Below are 17,403 nucleotides of genomic sequence, written 5' to 3' on the forward strand. Positions count from 1 at the left end.
GTGGGCGAATCCGCCTGCGCAGCGGCCTCGCCCGCGGCCGGCCCGACGTGGTCGAGCACGGCCAGCCCGCCGAGGCGGCCCAGCGTCTCGCGCCCCAGGCGCGCTGCGCCGTCGGCACGCTCGCTGTAGCGGCCGAGCCAGAAGAAGCTCTCCGCCACACGGCTGGCCAGTCCCGGCGCCGCGAGGCTGCGCTCGCGCAGCGCGATCTGCCCCGGCACCGCGGGGCGCCGGCTTGGCCGCGCCGTTTCCGCCGGGCCACTGAGCACCCACGCATCCTTGCTGCCGCCGCCGTGCTGCATCGACACCACGCGCATGTCGGTCTCGGGTGCCACCCGCACCAGGCCGCCCGGCATCACGCGAAAACCGTCGGGCCCGACCGCCGCGAACACCCGCAGGCCGATGTTGCGCGCCACCAAGCCCGCGGCCGGTCCGTTCTCAATCGCCAGCACCGGCGCCTGCGAGATGTTCACCATCTCCTGCGCGACGAACTCGAACGGACGTGCGGCAATGCGCGCGGCGAGGGCGTCGAGTTCCGCCGCCGGCAGGTCGCGACAGAACAGCGGACCGGCGCCCACGGTCGGGTAGGCCGGCTTCACCACCAGCTCCCGCAGGTGCTTCAGCGTGTAGTCGCAGGCGGCCTTCTCGCCGCACCACCAGGTCGCGACCGAGGGCATCCTCAGCTTCTGGCCGAGCAGGTGTTCGGCCAGGCGCGGCAGGTAGCCCAGCAGCGCGCCAGTCTCGAGGATGCCGCTGCCCAGCGCGTTGGCCACCGCGACCTGGCCGGCGCGCACCGCCGCCACCAGGCCGGCCACCCCCAGCGCCGAGTCGTCGCGCAGCTCGAGCGGGTCGCACCAGATGTCGTCGACGCGGCGCAGGATGACATGCACCCGGCGCAGGCCCTCAAGCGTGCGCAGGAAGACCTTCTCGTCGCGCACCGTCAGGTCCTGCCCCTCGACCAGCGGGAAGCCCATCTCGCGCGCCAGGAAGGCGTGCTCGAAATAGGTTTCGTTGTACGGACCGGGCGTCAGCACGACGATCAGCGGGGCATCGCCGTCCCCGGCCCGGCCCGGCCCCTTCTCCTCTCCTCCATCCTCCGGGGCCAGGGCCGCCAGTCCGTCACGGAAGGTCTCGAAGAAGGGCACCAGCGGCTGCACGCCCGCGGCGCGATACAGCTCGGGCAACGCACGCGCCACCACGCCGCGGTTCTCCAGCGCGTAGCCGGCGCCCGACGGGGCCTGGGTGCGGTCGGCCACCACCCACCAGCGGCCGTCCGGCGAGCGCGCCAGATCCACCGCATACAGATGCAGGAACAGGTCACGCGGCGGCCTGGCCCCCACCAGCGGACGCAGGAACCCGCTGTGGCCGTAGATCAGCGCCGGCGGAATCAGCCCCTGCTGCAGCAGGTTCTGCTCGCCGTAGAGGTCGGCGAGGATGCGGTTGAACAGCGTCGCGCGCTGCAGCACCGCTGCCTCGATCTGCGCCCATTCCGCCGCCGGCAGGATGTAGGGCAGCAGGTCGAGCTCCCAGGGCCGCTCGAAGCCGCGCGGATCGGCATACACGTTGTAGGTGATGCCGTTCTCGTGGATCTGCCGGCGCAGGGCCTCACGCCGCGCCGCGGTCTCGGCCGCCGGCATCGCCGCCAGGCCGTGGAAGAAGTCGCGCCAGTGCGGTCGCAGCACCACCACGCTGCCGATGCGCTGGCACAGTTCGTCGTAGCGATCGGGCCGTGCAGCGTAGTCGGCAAGCAGTTGGGGCGGGCTGTGCGGCTGGACCTGCATGCTTCGTCAGCCCTGTCGACGCAGGTCGAGCGTGAACGGGAAGTCGGCGTTGCGCTCCGCCGCCACCGGCGCGATCCGGCCCGGCGTGTGGCCGGTGGTGGTGAAGCGCGCCAGGCGCCGGCCTTCCGCTTCGTAGGGATTCACCGGGTAGGTCTCGTAGTTGCGCCCGCCCGGATGCGCCACGTGGTACATGCAGCCGCCCATCGAGCGCTGCATCCAGCCATCGACCAGATCGAACACCAGCGGCGCGTGCACACCGATGGTCGGATGCAGGCAGGACGGCGGCTGCCAGGCGCGGTAGCGCACGCCGGCGACGAACTCGCCCACCGTGCCGGTCGGCTGCAGCGGCACGGCGCGGCCGTTGCAGCTCAGCACGTGACGGTCGTCGTTGAGCCCGGACACCTTCACCTGCAGCCGCTCCACCGAGGAGTCGACATAGCGCACCGTGCCGCCGGGCGCACCCTCCTCGCCCATCACGTGCCAGGGCTCGAGCGCCATGCGCAGCTCGACGCGCACGCCGCGCGCCGCGAACTCGCCGTACTTCGGGAAGCGGAACTCGAAGTGCGGTGCGAACCAGTCGAACTCGAGCGGGTAGCCGAATTCGCGTAACTCGGTGACGACGTCGCGGAAGTCCTCCGCCACCCAGTGCGGCAGCAGGAAGCGGTCGTGCAGCTCGGTGCCCCAGCGCCGCAGGCGGCCGGGGGCGTAGGGCTGCTGCCAGAAGCGCGCGATCAGCCCACGCAGCAGCAGTTGCTGGGCGAGGCTCATGCGCGCATGCGGCGGCATCTCGAAGGCGCGCAGCTCCAGCAGGCCGAGCCGGCCGGTGGCGCTGTCCGGGCTGTAGAGCTTGTCGATGCAGAACTCCGAACGGTGGGTGTTGCCGCTGGCGTCGATCAGCAGGTTGCGCAGCAGGCGGTCGATGAGCCAGGGCGGCACTGCCTTGCCGATCTCGGGGAACTGCTGGAAGGCGACCTCCAGCTCGTGCACCGAGTCGTGGCGCGCCTCGTCCACCCGCGGCGCCTGCGAGGTCGGCCCGATGAACAGCCCGGAGAACAGGTAGGACAGGCTGGGGTGGTTGTGCCAGTAGCTCACCAGGCTGCGCAGCAGGTCGGGCCGGCGCAGGAAGGGCGAGTCGGCCGGCGTGGCGCCGCCGAGCACGAAATGGTTGCCGCCACCGGTGCCGGTGTGGCGGCCGTCGAGCATGAACTTCTCGGTCGACAGCCGCGACTGGTGGGCTTCCTCGTACAGCGTGGTGGTGCGTTCGACGAGTTCGTCCCAGCTGCCCGCGGGGTGGATGTTGACCTCGATCACGCCCGGGTCCGGCGTGATGCGGAAGTGCTGCAGGCGCGGATCGGACGGCGGCTCGTAGCCTTCGAGCACCACCGGCAGCTTGAATTCGGCGGCCGTGTCCTCGATGGCGGTGACGATCTCGAGGTAATCCTCCAGCGCCACCGTCGGCGGCATGAAGAGATGGAGCAGGCCGCCGCGCGGTTCGGCGCACAGCGCGCTGCGGGTGATCCAGGCCGCCGACTCGAAGGGCGCCGGGCGGCGTGCCGGGTCCACAGCTTCGTCGCGGCTCGCCAGCGCGGCCTCGGCGGCGCCGGTAAGCGGCATGGCGGCCTCGCCCTGCGTGCCATGGAAACCGGCATGCGCGGCGCGACCGGGCGTCCAGCCGCCACCGTGGGCGGTATAGCCAAGCCCGCTGTCGGCGCCGACGGTCGCCCCTGTCGGCCGCAGCTGCTGGCGCAGTTCGGCATGCGCCGGCAGCGCGGGGAAGGCCTGGTTGGGGTCGGCGGCATGGATCCACGGGAAATCGCCCTTGCCCACCCAGGGCTGCGAATCCAGCGGCAGGCGGTAGCCGATCGGCGAATCGCCCGGGATCAGGTACAGGCGTTCGGCACGCAGGAACCACGGACCGCTCTGCCAGCGGCCGGCACCGCCGTGATTGCGCACGATCGGCAGCACATGGCCGATGACCTGCTTCAGGCCCCGGTCGAAGACCTTGGTCAGGCGCGCGCGCTCGAGCGGATCGTCGACGCGCGAGTCGTGCGGATCGACGTTGGCCGGCAGCCGACGCTCGCGCCACAGGTAGTACCAGGCGTCCTCGAAGGCCGGCATCATCCACTGCGCCTCCACGCCCAGGCGCTCGCCGACGCGGACGAGGAAGCGCGCCGCCATCGCCTCGTCCACCGCGGTGGCGGAGAGTTCGCGCGCGAACAGGTCCGGATCGCGCCAGATGGGTTCGCCGTCACGGCGCCAGTAGCAGTTCAGCGACCAGCGCGGCAGCTGCTCGCCCGGGTACCACTTGCCCTGGCCGAAATGCAGCAGGCCCTGCGGCGCGTAGTGCTCCTTGAGGCGGAACATCAGGTTCTCGGCCAGCGTGCGCTTGCTCGGCTTGCTGGCATCCCGGTTCTGCGGGTCGAGCGCGTCGCTGTTCCAGGCCGCACCGTCGCGGTCGTCGAGCGACACGAAGGTCGGCTCGCCGCCTTGAGTGAGGCGTACGTCCCTGGCCGTCAGGTCGCCGTCGATGCGGTGGCCCAGCGCCTCGATCGCCGCCCACTGTTCATCGGTGTAGGGCTTGGTGACGCGCGGCGCCTCCCACACGCGCTCGACCTTCATGCGGTGCTCGAACGCGCACTCGCACTCATCCGAGAAGCCGGTGATCGGCGCCGCGGACGAGGGCTCGGGCGTGCACGCCACCGGGATGTGGCCCTCGCCGGCAAAGAGGCCCGAGGTCGGGTCGAGGCCGACCCAGCCTGCACCGGGCAGGTAGACCTCGCACCAGGCGTGCAGGTCGGTGAAGTCCGCCTCGGTGCCGGAAGGGCCGTCGAGCGACTTCACGTCGGGCGTGAGCTGGATCAGGTAGCCGGATACGAAGCGCGCCGCCAGCCCGAGGTGGCGCAGCAGCTGCACCAGCAGCCAGGCCGAGTCGCGGCAGGAGCCGCTCGCCAGCGTCAGCGTCTCTTCGGGCGTCTGCACGCCGGGCTCGAGCCGCACCAGGTAGCGGATGTCCTGCTGCAGGCGCTGGTTGAGCGCGACGAGGAAATCGACGCTGGCCTTCGGCTCGCGCGGGATGGCTTCGAGGTAGTCGAGGAACTTCGGCCCCAGCGCGGCAGCCGGCGCCTTCAGGCGGTAGGGCGCCAGCTCGACGCTCAGGCCCTCGTCGTAGGCGAAGGGGATCTTCTCCGCCGCCGGCTCGAGGAAGAAGTCGAAAGGATTGATGACCGACATCTCGGCCACCAGATCCACCTCGATGCGCAGTTCGGTGGTCTTCTCGGGAAAGACCAGGCGCGCGAGGTAGTTCGACTGCGGGTCCTGCTGCCAGTTGATGAAATGCCCGGCGGGCTCGACCTTCAGCGAATAGGCATGGATCGGCGTGCGGCAGTGCGGCGCCGGACGCAGACGCACGACCTGCGGCGACAGGCTGACCGGGCGGTCGTAGCGGTAATGAGTGACGTGGTTCAGCTTGACGTGGATGGACACGAAGGCCTCGCGATGCGCAGATGGGCAATGCCAACCGAACAGCAAGAAGCGTGCGCGGACGACGATGCGCCCCGGCGCCTGCGGAGGTCCGCCAGGGCCGACGCCTCGCCCGCGCACATGCACCTCCACGGCGCATCGCGCACCAGCCCGGTGCGGGCCCGCGCCACCCGCATCAAGGAATGCCGCCGCGGGAACTGGCAGAATCGGGGGGGCCTCAGAGAAGGACACTGGCCCGGCCCCAGGACGGGACCGCTTCGCGCCCCCTGCCGGCGCCGCCCGCCGGCGCTCCACCCCGATGACCCGAATCGCACCCGCCTCGCTGCCACGCACCCTCGCCCTCGCCTACGCGCTGCTGATCGCCTACGCCTGCCTGCATCCGCTGACCGGCTGGCAGGCGAGCGGACTGCCGCTGTTCGACTACCTGATCGCGCCCTGGCCGAAGTACTTCATCCTCGAGGACTTCGTGTTCAACATCCTCGGCTACCTGCCCTTCGGCTTCCTCGCCGCCGCGGCGATGCCGGCCACATGGCCCGCGTGGCGCGGCATCGCGCTGGCCACCCTGCTCGCGGGCCTGCTCAGCCTGGGGCTCGAGACCGCACAGAACCTGCTGCCGAGCCGCATCGCCAGCAACCTCGACCTGGGCGGCAACATCCTCGGCGGCCTGCTCGGCGCGCTGCTGGGCGTGCGCTGGGGACAGGCCTGGTTCGGCGCGCGAGGCTTCTTTCACCGCTGGCGAGCCGAATGGGTCATCGGCGGGCGCACTGGCGAGGCCGGGCTGATCCTGCTCGGGCTGTGGCTGCTCGGCCAGCTCAGCGCCACCGACCTGCTGTTTTCCAGCGGCGACCTGCGCAGCCTGCTGGGCATCGCCGCCCCATTGGCCTTCCAGCCCGAACGCTTCATCGCTTTCGACGCCGCGCTCACCGCAGCCTCGATCCTCGCCGTCGGCCTGTTCGCGCGCTGCATGATGCGCGGGCGCAATCCGCTGCCGATCGTGCTGTTGCTGGCGCTGGGCATCGGCGCCAAGTCGCTGGCGACCGCCACCTTCTTCGAACCCGGCGCGCCGCTGGCCTGGCTCACGCCGGGTGCCGAACGCGGCCTGGTGATCGGCGGCGCCCTGCTCACGCTGACGCTGCTGCTGCCACGCCTGCTGCAGCACGCGCTGGCGGGCACCGCGCTGCTGGTGGCGACGGCCCTGGTCAACCTGATGCCTGAGAATCCCTACCTGGCCTACAACCAGCGCCTGGCCCAGTACAGCAACATCCTCAACTTCCACGGCCTGACCGAACTCGTCGACAGCCTGTGGCCCTTCGTCGCGCTGGCCTACCTGTCGGCGCTCGGCCTGTGGCGGGGCGAACACCTGACCGCCCGGGCGGGGCCGGCCCGCCGCGGCCTATAATCCGCTCCACCTCCCGGTGCGCCGCGCGGCGCACCCGAACCGCTGCGAGACACCGAGACCCCATGAGCTACTTCAAACACCACGTCTTCTTCTGCTGCAACCAGCGCGCCGCCGGCGAAACCTGTTGCAACGACCACCAGGCCAGCGAACTTCAGACCTACGCCAAGGAGCGCACCGCCGCGCTCGGCCTGAAGGGCAAGGGCAGCGTGCGGGTGAACAAGGCCGGCTGCCTGGGCCGCTGCGACGAAGGTCCGGTGCTGGTCGTCTACCCGGACAACGTCTGGTACACCTACGTCGACAAGGAAGACATCGACGACATCATCGACAACCATCTGGTGCATGGCCGCGTCGTCGAGCGCCTGCGCCTGCCGGAGGACGCTGCATGAGCCGCCCGCTGCCCACCGAATCCGCCCTGCTGCGCGGCCCCGAAGGCCAGATCGAGGTGCTGATCGACGCCCCGGAGACGGTCCGCGGCATCGCCCTGGTCTGCCATCCGCACCCGCTGTTCGGCGGCGCCAACACCAACAAGGTGGCGCACACGCTCGCGCGCAGTTTCCGCGACCTGGGCTTCGCCGCGATCCGGCCGAACTTCCGCGGCGTAGGCCAGAGCGACGGCACGCACGACGAAGGCGTCGGCGAGACCGAGGACATGCTGTCGGTGCTGAGCTGGGCGCAATCGCGCTGGGGCAGCCTGCCGCTGGCGCTGGGCGGCTTCTCCTTCGGCAGCTACGTGCTGACGCGCGTCGCCAACCGCCTCGCCGACGGCATCGCGCCGCCGCGCCAGCTGATCCTGGTGGGCATGGCGGCCGGCGAGACCGCCGGCAGCGGGCGCCGCTACGAAACGCCGACGGCGCCGGCCAACATCCCGACCCTGGTCATCCACGGCGAGAACGACGAGACCGTGGCGCTGGCCAACGTGCTCGACTGGGCGCGGCCGCAGGAGCTGCCCGTCACCGTGGTGCCCGGCGCCGACCACTTCTTCCACGGCAAGCTGCACGTGATCCGCGACGTGATCGCGCGCAACGTCAGCCGCGCCGACGCCGGCTGAACGCGGCGCTCAGGACCCGAGGCGGGGCTCGCGCGCGACGAGCGCCTCGCCCGCCTCCGGCGCGCAAAGACACATCCCCCCGCCGCTCTGCAACAATAGCCGTGCGCCCGGCGGCGATGGGCTCACGCCGCGCGACCACCCCGTCCAAGGAGACTCGCCCCATGAAACTGCTCGCCTCGCTCACCAGCCCCTACGCGCGCAAGATCCGCGTCGTGCTTGCGGAAAAGAACTTGCCGTTCGAACTCGTCGTCGACTCCCCGTGGGAAGCCAACACCCGCGTGCCGACGCTCAATCCGCTGGGCAAGGTGCCGGTGCTGGTCGCGGACGATGGCGAGACCTTCTTCGATTCGCCGGTCATCGTCGGCTATCTCGAGACCCTCGGCGTCGCGCCCGCGCTGTTGCCGGCCGATCCGCTGGCGCGCGTGCGCGCCCGTCAGGCCGAAGCGCTGGCCGACGGCATCACCGACGCCGCGGTGGCTGCCTTGCTGGAGTCGCGCCGCCCGGACGGCGAGCGCAGCGCACGCGAGATCGAGCGCCAGCACCACAAGATCGAACGCGGACTGGTCGAACTCGGGGCGCGGGTCAGCCGCCAGCGCGGCTTCGACGGGGCTGCGCTGCAGATCGGCGACGTTGCCGCCGGCTGCGCGCTGGGCTACCTCGACCTGCGCTTCCCCACGCTCGACTGGCGCGCCAGCCACCCGGTACTGGCCGCCTATGCCGCCCGCCTGCTGGCACGCCCGAGCTTCGTCGACACCACGCCGCCGGCTGGCTGAGGCCGGCCGTGTCGGCCGGCGCCGCGCGCGTCGGCCAATTGATGCGGAGCAGGTCAAACGGCCGGCGACTCTGGGACAATCGCGGTCTGCCACTCGGAGACCGCCATGGCCGATACGCTGCTTGTCCTGACCAACCTGCCCGACCGCGACAGCGCGGACGCGATGGCCGCTGCGCTCATCGAGGCGCGGCTCGCCGCCTGCGTGAACGTCCTCGCGCCCTGCACTTCGGTCTATCGCTGGCAGGGCGCGGTCGAGACCGCGACCGAGGTGCCGCTGCTGATCAAGACCACCGCCGGGCGCTACCCCGCGCTCGAAGCCGCGATCCGCGCCCGCCACCCCTACGAACTTCCCGAGATCGTTGCGGTCCCTGTGGTGCTGGGCCTGCCCGCTTATCTCGACTGGGTTGCGCGCGAAGTCGCCACGGATGCCTGAGCCCCGCCCTTCACTTCCCCAACAAAGAACACGATGCACCGCCTGCTGATCCTGCTTTCACTGCTCGCCAGCCTGCTGCTGCCGGGCCTGTCCCACGCCGACCCGATCGAACCCGAAAAGGCCTTCGTACTGCGCGCCCAGGCGCTGGATGCGCAGACGGTCGAAGTCGTCTTCGAGGTAGCCAAGGGCTATTACCTGTACGGCGACAAGTTCCGCTTCGAGGCCGAGCCCGCCGAGGTCACTTTCGGTCCGGCGGAGAAACCGGCCGGCAAGACGCACAAGGATGAGTTCTTCGGCGAGGTGGAAACCCACCGCGGCGAGCTGCGCATCCTGCTGCCGGTGCAGGCGCCCCAAGGCGTGACGCGCTTCGGGCTGATCGCCACCAGCCAGGGCTGCTGGGATGGCGGCATCTGCTATCCGCCCACGGCGCAGACGGCAGCGATCGACCTCAGCGCGCCGCCGAAGAAGGCGGGCGGCGGCTTCCTCGACAGCGTGCTGAGCGGCGGCTTCGGTTCATCGGCTTCGGCGCCGGCGGCCCCGGCGGCTTCCGCTGCAGGCGCTCAAGCGGGCAGCGCCGTCTCCAGCGACGAGACGGGCGACATCGCGCGCCTGCTGTCGGGCGCCAGCGTGCCGCTGATCCTGCTGAGCTTCTTCGGCTTCGGCCTGCTGCTGGCCTTCACGCCCTGCACCTTCCCGATGATCCCGATCCTGTCGGGCATCATCGTCGGCCAGGGACACGCCGTCTCGCACATGCGCGCCTTCGTGCTGTCGCTCGCCTACGTGCTGGGGATGGCCGTCACCTACGCACTGGCCGGGGTTGCCGCCGGGCTGTCGGGCACGATGCTGACCGCCGCCCTACAGAACGTATGGGTGCTGTCGGTGTTCGCGCTGCTCTTCGTGCTGCTGTCGCTGTCGATGTTCGGCTTCTACGAGCTGCAGCTGCCGTCGTCCCTGCAGAGCAAGCTGGCCGACACCGCCAGCCACAAGAAGGGCGGCAGCCTGGGAGGCGTGACCGTGATGGGCGTGCTGTCGGCGCTGATCGTCGGCCCCTGCGTGGCTGCGCCGCTGGCCGGCGCCCTGCTCTACATCGCCCAGACCGGCGATGCGGTGCTGGGCGGCTGGGCGCTGTTCGTGATGGCGCTGGGCATGGGCGCGCCGCTGCTGGCGGTGGGCGTGGCCTCGCGCAGCCTGCTGCCCAAGGTCGGGCCGTGGATGGAAGGCGTCAAGAAGGCCTTCGGCGTGATGCTGCTGGCCGTGGCGCTGTGGATGATCACCCCGGTGATCCCGCCGCTGGCGATGATGCTGGGCTGGGCGGCGCTGCTGCTGTTCTCCGCGATCTTCCTGCACGCGATCGATCCGCTGCCGCACAACGCCAAGGGCTGGCAGCGCTTCTGGAAGGGTGTCGGGGTCGTGCTGCTGCTGTCGGGCGCGGCGATCCTGGTCGGTGCGCTCGCCGGCTCCCGCGACCCGCTGCAGCCGCTGTCGATCCTGCGCGCCCAGGCCGCCGCCCCGGTCAATGTGCCGCAGTTCGAGAAGGTGAGCTCCATCGCCGAGCTCGACGCCCGCCTGGCCGCCACCGACCGCCCGGTGATGCTCGACTTCTATGCCGACTGGTGCGTGTCGTGCAAGGAGATGGAGCGCTTCACCTTCAGCGACGCGCGCGTGGCCGAGCGCATGGGCCGCATGCTGCTGCTGAAGGCCGACGTCACCGCCAACAACGACGAGCACAAGGCGCTGCTCAAGCGCTTCGGCCTGTTCGGTCCGCCGGGCATCATCTTCTTCGACGCCGAGGGCGAGGAGCGCGCGGGGATGCGGGTCGTCGGTTTCATGAAGGCGGAACCGTTCGCGACCGTGCTGGATCGGGCGCTCTGAGCGAGGGCGGGGTTTTTCCCCTACAATCCGGCCTTTCCCCTTACGGTTCAAACCCTTCATGTTTTCAGGCATCGTCGCGGCCATTGGCCGCATCGAACACATCGAGCCGCTCGCGGACGGCATCCGCATCACCGTCGACACCAACGGCCTGGACCTGTCCGACGTCATCATCGGCGACAGCGTCGCACACAGCGGCGTGTGCCTGACCGTGATCGAGATGCACGGCCCCAGGCTCAAGTACGACGTCTCGCGCGAGACGCTGAACTGCACGGTGGGCCTGGACGCGGTGGGCAACGAGGTGAACCTGGAGAAGGCGCTGCGCCTGGCCGACCGCCTGGGCGGCCACCTGGTCACCGGCCACGTCGACGGCGTGGGCGAGGTGCTGAAGTTCGCGCCCATCGGTGAAAGCCACGAACTGATGATCCGCGCCCCGGCGGCGATCGCCGGCTACATCGCGAAGAAGGGCTCGATCACCGTCAATGGCGTGAGCCTCACGGTGAACCGCGTCGAGGGCCGCGACTTCTGGATCAACCTGATCCCGCACACCGTGGCGATGACCAACCTCAAGCACCTGCAGGCCGGCAGCACGGTCAATCTCGAGATCGACCTCATCGCCCGCTACGTCGAGCGCATGCTCGAATGGAAGAGCGACGACGCGGCGCAGTAAGGCCTCCGATGCGTCGCAAGTACACCGAAAAAGGACACAGCATGAGCGCACTGGCGCCGATTACCGAGATCATCGCCGACATCAAGGCCGGCAAGATGGTCATCCTGGTGGACGAAGAGGACCGCGAGAACGAGGGCGACCTCGTGATGGCGGCCGAGTTCGTCACCCCCGAGGCGATCAATTTCATGGCCAAGCACGGCCGCGGCCTGATCTGCCTGACGCTCACCGACGAGCGCTGCCGCCAGCTCGGCCTGCAGCAGATGGTGCGTGACAACCGCACCCCGCACGGCACCGCATTCACCGTCTCGATCGAGGCCGCCACCGGCGTCACCACCGGCATCTCGGCGCACGATCGCGCGCGCACCGTGCAGGTCGCGGTCGGCCGCCACGCCAGGCCCGAGGACATCGTCACCCCCGGCCACATCTTCCCGCTCACCGCGCAGAAGGGCGGCGTGCTGATCCGCGCCGGTCACACCGAAGCCGGCTGCGACCTCGCCCAGCTCGCCGGGCTGGAGCCCGCGTCGGTGATCTGCGAGATCCTCAAGGACGACGGCACCATGGCCCGCCTGCCCGATCTCGTCGAGTTCGGCAAGGCGCACGGCCTCAAGATCGGCGCCATCCGCGACCTGATCGAATACCGCGCGGCCACCGAGCATCTGGTCGAGAAGGTCAGCGAAAAGGACGTCGACACCGCCCACGGCCGCTTCACGCTGTCGGCCTTCGAGGACAAGACCTCGGGCGACGTCCATTTCGCCCTGTCGCGCGGCGACATCGCACCCGAGCGCGAGACCCTGGTGCGGGTGCACGAGCCGATCTCGGTGGTCGACTTCCTCGACCCGGCGAGCGGCCGCCACAGCTTCCCGGTCAACGACTCGCTGGCGACCCTCGCGGCGGCGGAAGCCGGCGTGATCGTGCTGCTCTACCGCCCGATGTCGGGCCGCGAGCTGCTCGCGAACCTCAACGGCACCCAGGACCGCCCGGTGAAATGGGACGCGCGCCTGTTCGGCGTCGGCGCCCAGATCCTGCGCGCGCTGAACGTCGGCAAGATGCGCCTGCTCGCCAGCCCGCGCAAGATCCCGAGCATGGCCGGCTTCGGGCTGGAAATCACCGGCTTCGTCGACAAGAACTGACCGAATCACAGAGAACCGCATGCAACGCAACCAACCCGAAAACGCCCGCCAGGGCGCCCGCTACGACGGTATCGAAGAGATCGACCCCAACTTCGATGGCGCCGGCGTGCGCGTCGGCATCGTCATGGCGCGCTTCAACCTCGACATCTGCGAAGGCCTGCTGTCGGCCTGCACCGACGAGCTGCTGCAGCTTGGCGTGGCACGCGGCGACATCCGCATCGTCACCGTACCCGGCGCGCTCGAGATCCCGCTGGTGCTGCAGACCATGGCCAGGAGCGGAAACTACGATGCGCTGGTGGCGCTCGGCGCGGTGGTCCGCGGCGAGACCTACCACTTCGAGCTCGTCTCGAACGAAATGGGCGCGGGCGTCACCCGCGTCGGCCTCGACACCGGCCTGCCGATCGCCAACGGCGTGCTGACGACCGAAGATGACGACCAGGCGATCGCGCGCATGCGCGAGAAGGGCGCCGACTGCGCCCGCGCCGTGGTGGAAATGGCCAACCTGCTGAAGGTGGTGCGATGAGCGACATGGACAACACCAGCCCGGCGCCCGAAGGCGCCGGCGCCCCCAACCCGACGAGCAAGATGGCCCGCCGCCGCGCGCGCGAGCTCGCGCTGCAGGGCGTCTACCAGTGGCTGCTGTCGGGCAACACGATGGCCACGGTGCAGCGCCACCTCGAGTCGGAAAGCGAGAACCTCGACAAGACCGACCGCGAGCTCTTCGTCAGCCTGCTGCGCGGCGCCATCGGCAGCGCCGACGAACTGCGCGGCTGCTTCGAGCCGTTGCTGTCGCGTCCGCTGGCCGAACTGTCGCCGATCGAGCACGCGATCCTGCTGCTCGGCACGCTCGAGCTGCGCCACAATATCGACACGCCCTACCGCGTGGTGATCAACGAGGCCATCGAGCTGGCCAAGGGCTACGGCGGCACCGACGGTCACAAGTTCGTCAACGGCGTGCTCGACAAGCTCGCCGCCCGCCTGCGGCCCGAGGAAGTCGCCGCGGCACGCGCAGCGCGCGGCTGAGCCGCAAGCCTGCCTAGTTACGCGCCGCCGCGGCGCTGCCGCGCACCAGCCGTACATTGACGTAGTCGGTGTGCGGACCGATGCCGGTGGCGCCGTTGTAGAAGGACACGCCCCAGGCGGCAAAGCGGTAGCGCTCGTCCGGCGTCGCCGACCAGAACTTGTGCGCGGGCGAATTCGGGAACACCGTGACGAGCAGCGTGGGCATGCGATACCCCCCTTCGCAGCTGCCCGGCACCCCTTCGCGCTCCGGCGCCCGGCGCACGCCCGAACTGCAGTAGATCAGCCCCGCCAGTTCGTCGCGCGTCGGCACGCGCCAGTCGGCATGACCGGCAAAGACCATGTCCTCGCCTGCCTTCTGCGCCTGATCCCAGCTCGACAGCTTTGGCTCGCCGACGCACACGCCCGTGTGCCAGGCCTGGCCCACCGCGCAGCGCATCCACATCAGCCCGGAGGCGATATCGACCGCTGTGCCGTCGTCGCGCAGCTCGAAACCCGCCGTGAAACCCTGTTCCCGCTCGTCCACCTTCTGCAAGGCCTGCTGGTGTGCCGCCTGGGCTACGGCGAGTGCCTCGGCTGAGACGGCCGCAGCCGTTGGCGGCGCATCGGAACCACACGCGGCGAGCAGGCTCGCAGCCAGGGCCGCGATCAGGGTGAGGAAGCGGGAAGGCGGAAGAATCGGCATCGTTTCTCCATCGGCCGCCGGCTACGGAACGGCATCGGATTGGGCGCTGGGCGCCGGGCAGGCGATCGTACGCGGAATCGTCGCGGGTGGGGCGGGCTCGCAGCCGGTGCGGATCAGTTGCGCCGTGCGCGCATCACGACGCGTGTACCGTCCCGCAGTTCGAGGCTGCCCTCGCGGGTGAGGGCGAACCCCCTGATCCGGTCGGCGGCGGACAGGAAACGCTGCTCTTCCTCCATCAAGCCGGGTTCGCAAGCCATCCGCGTCGCGGCCAGCTGCGAAAGACGCAAGCCCTCACCCGTCAGTGCGTAGCGACCCGCATACCGGTTGCAGGCTGCAATGCCAGCGACACGGCCATCGTCCGAGAAGCTCAGCGTGAGGCGCGTCGGGTCATCCACCCGGCGGCCATCCACTTCGAGCACCTGCCACGGTTCGCCCTGAATCAGCTCGGCCGGGTCGCCGCCGCAGCCCGTCAGCACGCGCGCCTGCCAGCGCACCTCGACCGTTTTCGGGTGCGGCAAGCCGGTCATGGTATCGGCGCAGAGGCGATCGAACACCGTCACCGACATCTCGCCGCCGGCCGTCATGCCCTGATAGCTGCGCTGTCCCGGCGTGTCGATGACCAGCGGCCCCGGTGCGAACGCGCGCAGATCGCCCCCCTCGGTGAGCAACTCCATGCCTTGCGCCCCGATGTCCAGCCGCCAGGCCGGCTCGTTGCCAACCGCGCGGAACTGCGGTTTCGCGCCTTCGATCCGGCACTCGGGCAGATCCGCGCCGTTCAAGCGCAGGCGCGCCGCGTTGCCCTTCACCCAGATCTCGGTGTCGTCTTCATCCACCGACACCATCCGCATGCCCGAGGCGCTGCGCTCGGGACGCAACGTCCAGTTGCGGCCCTCCACGCTCAGCGTCGCCAGTTCGCCGAAATGGCGCAGGCTCGCCGTGCGCTCACCGCAGCGGAAGCTGACCGGCGGCTGCGGGTCGAGCTCGAGCACCGCGGCCCGTTCGGACGAAGAGGCAGAAGAACCAAACATCGAGCAACCCGCCAGCACGAGGGCCGCAGTGCTCAGCAGGACGCAACGAGAGATCGAAGACATGGGGGATCCGGACTGGAAAGCGTGTCCGCGCATTCTATCCGCTTCGCGTACCCGGCTTCCCTGTCGCAGACAACGCTTACACCTGCCCGCGGGTCGCGGTAAGCTCGGCTTGCGAGGAAAAGTCCCATGCATGAAATGTCCCTGGCCGAAAGCGTGCGCAGCATCATCGAGGACGCGGCGGAAGCGAACGGCTTCACCAGGGTCCGCCGCGTGATCCTCGAGATCGGTGAGCTTGCGGCGGTCGAAGTCGATGCGCTGCGCTTCTGCCTCGACGTGGTGCTGCAGGACACGCCGGCCGCGGGCGCGGCAGTCGTGGTGGAGCGGGTTGCCGGTGCCGGCTGGTGTCCGGTCTGTGCGAAGACGGTACCGATGCGCGGACGCTACGATGCGTGCCCCCATTGCGGCGACTATCAGCTCAAGGTCACGGCGGGCGAGGAACTGCGCGTCAAGGCACTGGATGTGGCCTGAGCGAAGCCGTGCCCGGCGCACCAAACCAGAGGAAACCCTGCAATGTGTACGGTGTGCGGTTGCGGAACAGGGGAAACACGAATCGGCGCATTCGGGGGCGGCAAACCGCCAGCACGCGCGCGGCCGACCCCGGGGACGACGCGGGCGTGGCGCCCCCTCGCCAGCCCCACTGTCATCACCGGGTCGACCACCCCTCTTCACGGGGACGCAGCCGCCACGAATGCGACGCAGGACGCGGCCGCACGCGAAACACGCGCCCCGCCCCACCCTCAGCGCCTTGACTTCGGCACGGGCCCCGCGCGAGCGCATGCGCCTGGCTTGAGCCAGGGCCAGATGCTGAAGATCGAGCGCGACATCCTCGGCAAGAACGACACCCGCGCCGCCGGGAACCGGGCCTGGCTGCGTGCACGCGGCATCTTCGCGCTCAACCTCGTCTCCAGCCCCGGCTCGGGCAAGACCTCCCTGCTGGTGCGCACCCTGCAGGCGCTGGGCGGACGCGTGCCGGCCGCGGTGATCGAGGGCGACCAGCAGACCGAGTTCGACGCCGAGCGCATCCGCGCCACCGGCGTACCCGCGCTGCAGATCAACACCGGCAAGGGCTGCCACCTCGATGCCGACATGGTGGCGCGCGCGCTGCCGCGCATGGCACTCGCCGACGGCAGCCTGCTGCTGATCGAGAACGTCGGCAACCTGGTCTGCCCGGCGGCCTTCGATCTTGGCGAGGCGCACAAGGTCGTGATCCTGTCGGTCACCGAAGGCGAGGACAAGCCGCTGAAGTACCCGGACATGTTCGCCGCCGCCGACCTGCTAATGCTGAACAAGGTGGACCTGCTGCCCTATCTCAGCTTCGATACCGCACGCGCCATCGACTACGCGCTGCGGATCAATCCCCGCCTGCGCGTGATCCGCAGCTCGGCCACCAGCGGCGAAGGCATCGACGAATGGCTGGCGTGGATCGACGCGGGCCTGGCCGCCGCGCGCGCCTCGGCGCAGCCTGCATGAACGGCCTGCCCGAACCGCGCCGGCCGCCGCCCCACGACGGCCCGGTCGTGACGCCCTCGCCGGCTCCCGGTGGCGGCGAGATGGCAGCCGCCCCGGAGATCCGCTTCACCAGGGGGCTCGCGGGCACGGGGCACGCCCTGCCCATCCTCGCCCTCGGCGCCTGGTTCAAGCACGCGGCCTGCCTGCTGGAACACGATCGCGCGCGGTTCGGCCCCAATCTGGGCGACCTCGACAACGCCGATGCCTGCCGCGGCGTCGAGCCGGCCGCCGAAGCCCTGCTCGCGCAGGCGGACGGCGGGGTGCGCGCCGTTGCGCACGACCTCCACCCCGACTTCCACTCCACCCGCGTCGCCGCCGCGCTCGCGGCGCGGCTGGGAGTGCCGGCGATCGGCGTGCAGCACCACCACGCCCACGTCGCCGCGGTGCTTGCCGAGCACGGCCGCTTCGACGCGCGCCCGGTGCTCGGCCTCGCGCTCGACGGCGTCGGCCTCGGCACCGACGGCGAGGCCTGGGGCGGCGAGCTGCTTTGGGTCGCCGGCGCGCGCTTCATGCGCCTGT

At 70.3% G+C, this 17,403-nt stretch carries 17 protein-coding genes; 13 read left to right on the top strand and 4 right to left on the bottom strand.

Annotated features, from left to right (window positions below; translation table 11 throughout):
* Both C664_RS19025 and C664_RS19030 read right to left on the bottom strand, forming a co-directional pair.
* Positions 1-1,778 (bottom strand): circularly permuted type 2 ATP-grasp protein (locus tag C664_RS19025; RefSeq protein ID WP_004292651.1); only part of this gene is annotated, 1,778 nt, incomplete at its 3' end.
* Positions 1,779-1,784: 6 nt separating this feature from the next.
* On the bottom strand, positions 1,785-5,261 hold the full coding sequence (locus C664_RS19030; protein WP_004292653.1) for a transglutaminase family protein: 3,477 nt from the start codon (positions 5,259-5,261) through the stop codon (positions 1,785-1,787).
* Between the two features lie 295 nt (positions 5,262-5,556).
* Between C664_RS19030 and C664_RS19035 the strand changes: the two genes are divergently transcribed.
* The 10 genes from C664_RS19035 (at position 5,557) to nusB (ending at position 13,602) form a co-directional block, all read left to right on the top strand.
* Complete coding sequence (locus C664_RS19035; protein ID WP_004292654.1) at positions 5,557-6,657, top strand: VanZ family protein; 1,101 nt, start codon at positions 5,557-5,559, stop codon at positions 6,655-6,657.
* Between the two features lie 62 nt (positions 6,658-6,719).
* The gene (locus tag C664_RS19040; protein ID WP_004292657.1) at positions 6,720-7,043 is read left to right on the top strand and encodes a (2Fe-2S) ferredoxin domain-containing protein; all 324 of its coding nucleotides are present in this window, start codon (positions 6,720-6,722) and stop codon (positions 7,041-7,043) included.
* Positions 7,040-7,705, top strand: a complete 666-nt coding sequence (locus tag C664_RS19045) for an alpha/beta hydrolase (protein WP_004292660.1) — start codon at positions 7,040-7,042, stop codon at positions 7,703-7,705. The genes C664_RS19040 and C664_RS19045 overlap by 4 nt, the downstream gene beginning before the upstream one ends.
* Positions 7,706-7,866: 161 nt before the next feature.
* The gene (locus C664_RS19050) at positions 7,867-8,478 is read left to right on the top strand and encodes a glutathione S-transferase (protein WP_004292662.1); all 612 of its coding nucleotides are present in this window, start codon (positions 7,867-7,869) and stop codon (positions 8,476-8,478) included.
* A gap of 105 nt (positions 8,479-8,583) precedes the next feature.
* Positions 8,584-8,910, top strand: a complete 327-nt coding sequence (cutA, locus tag C664_RS19055; protein WP_004292664.1) for a divalent-cation tolerance protein CutA — start codon at positions 8,584-8,586, stop codon at positions 8,908-8,910.
* Positions 8,911-8,943: 33 nt separating this feature from the next.
* The gene (gene dsbD / locus C664_RS19060; protein ID WP_004292665.1) at positions 8,944-10,782 is read left to right on the top strand and encodes a protein-disulfide reductase DsbD; all 1,839 of its coding nucleotides are present in this window, start codon (positions 8,944-8,946) and stop codon (positions 10,780-10,782) included.
* A 58-nt stretch (positions 10,783-10,840) separates the two neighbouring features.
* Positions 10,841-11,449, top strand: a complete 609-nt coding sequence (locus C664_RS19065; protein ID WP_004292667.1) for a riboflavin synthase — start codon at positions 10,841-10,843, stop codon at positions 11,447-11,449.
* A 41-nt stretch (positions 11,450-11,490) separates the two neighbouring features.
* Positions 11,491-12,579, top strand: a complete 1,089-nt coding sequence (gene ribBA / locus C664_RS19070; RefSeq protein ID WP_038012508.1) for a bifunctional 3,4-dihydroxy-2-butanone-4-phosphate synthase/GTP cyclohydrolase II — start codon at positions 11,491-11,493, stop codon at positions 12,577-12,579.
* 19 nt (positions 12,580-12,598) lie between these two features.
* Positions 12,599-13,102, top strand: a complete 504-nt coding sequence (gene ribH / locus C664_RS19075) for a 6,7-dimethyl-8-ribityllumazine synthase (protein WP_004292671.1) — start codon at positions 12,599-12,601, stop codon at positions 13,100-13,102.
* Positions 13,099-13,602, top strand: coding sequence for a transcription antitermination factor NusB (gene nusB, locus C664_RS19080; protein WP_004292673.1), 504 nt, complete (start codon positions 13,099-13,101; stop codon positions 13,600-13,602). Before ribH ends, nusB begins: the two co-directional genes overlap by 4 nt.
* Before the next feature lie 13 nt (positions 13,603-13,615).
* Here the strand turns inward: nusB and C664_RS19085 are convergent, their stop codons facing one another.
* Positions 13,616-14,284 (bottom strand): Lcl C-terminal domain-containing protein, encoded by a 669-nt coding sequence (locus C664_RS19085; RefSeq protein WP_004292675.1) that lies wholly within the window; start codon positions 14,282-14,284, stop codon positions 13,616-13,618.
* Positions 14,285-14,397: 113 nt separating this feature from the next.
* Positions 14,398-15,375 carry an META domain-containing protein gene (locus C664_RS19090; protein WP_038012503.1) on the bottom strand — a complete coding sequence of 326 codons (978 nt, stop codon included), beginning with the start codon at positions 15,373-15,375 and terminating at the stop codon, positions 14,398-14,400.
* A gap of 126 nt (positions 15,376-15,501) precedes the next feature.
* Between C664_RS19090 and hypA the strand changes: the two genes are divergently transcribed.
* The 3 genes from hypA to C664_RS19105 form a co-directional block, all read left to right on the top strand.
* Complete coding sequence (gene hypA, locus C664_RS19095) at positions 15,502-15,843, top strand: hydrogenase maturation nickel metallochaperone HypA (protein WP_004292678.1); 342 nt, start codon at positions 15,502-15,504, stop codon at positions 15,841-15,843.
* Positions 15,844-15,885: 42 nt separating this feature from the next.
* Positions 15,886-16,845, top strand: a complete 960-nt coding sequence (gene hypB / locus C664_RS19100) for a hydrogenase nickel incorporation protein HypB (protein WP_038012505.1) — start codon at positions 15,886-15,888, stop codon at positions 16,843-16,845.
* 80 nt (positions 16,846-16,925) lie between these two features.
* A partial coding sequence (locus tag C664_RS19105) for a Kae1-like domain-containing protein (protein WP_443080708.1) occupies positions 16,926-17,403 on the top strand: 478 nt, incomplete at its 3' end.

The organism is Thauera sp. 63 (assembly GCF_000310165.2).
GTDB classification, from domain to species: domain Bacteria; phylum Pseudomonadota; class Gammaproteobacteria; order Burkholderiales; family Rhodocyclaceae; genus Thauera; species Thauera humireducens.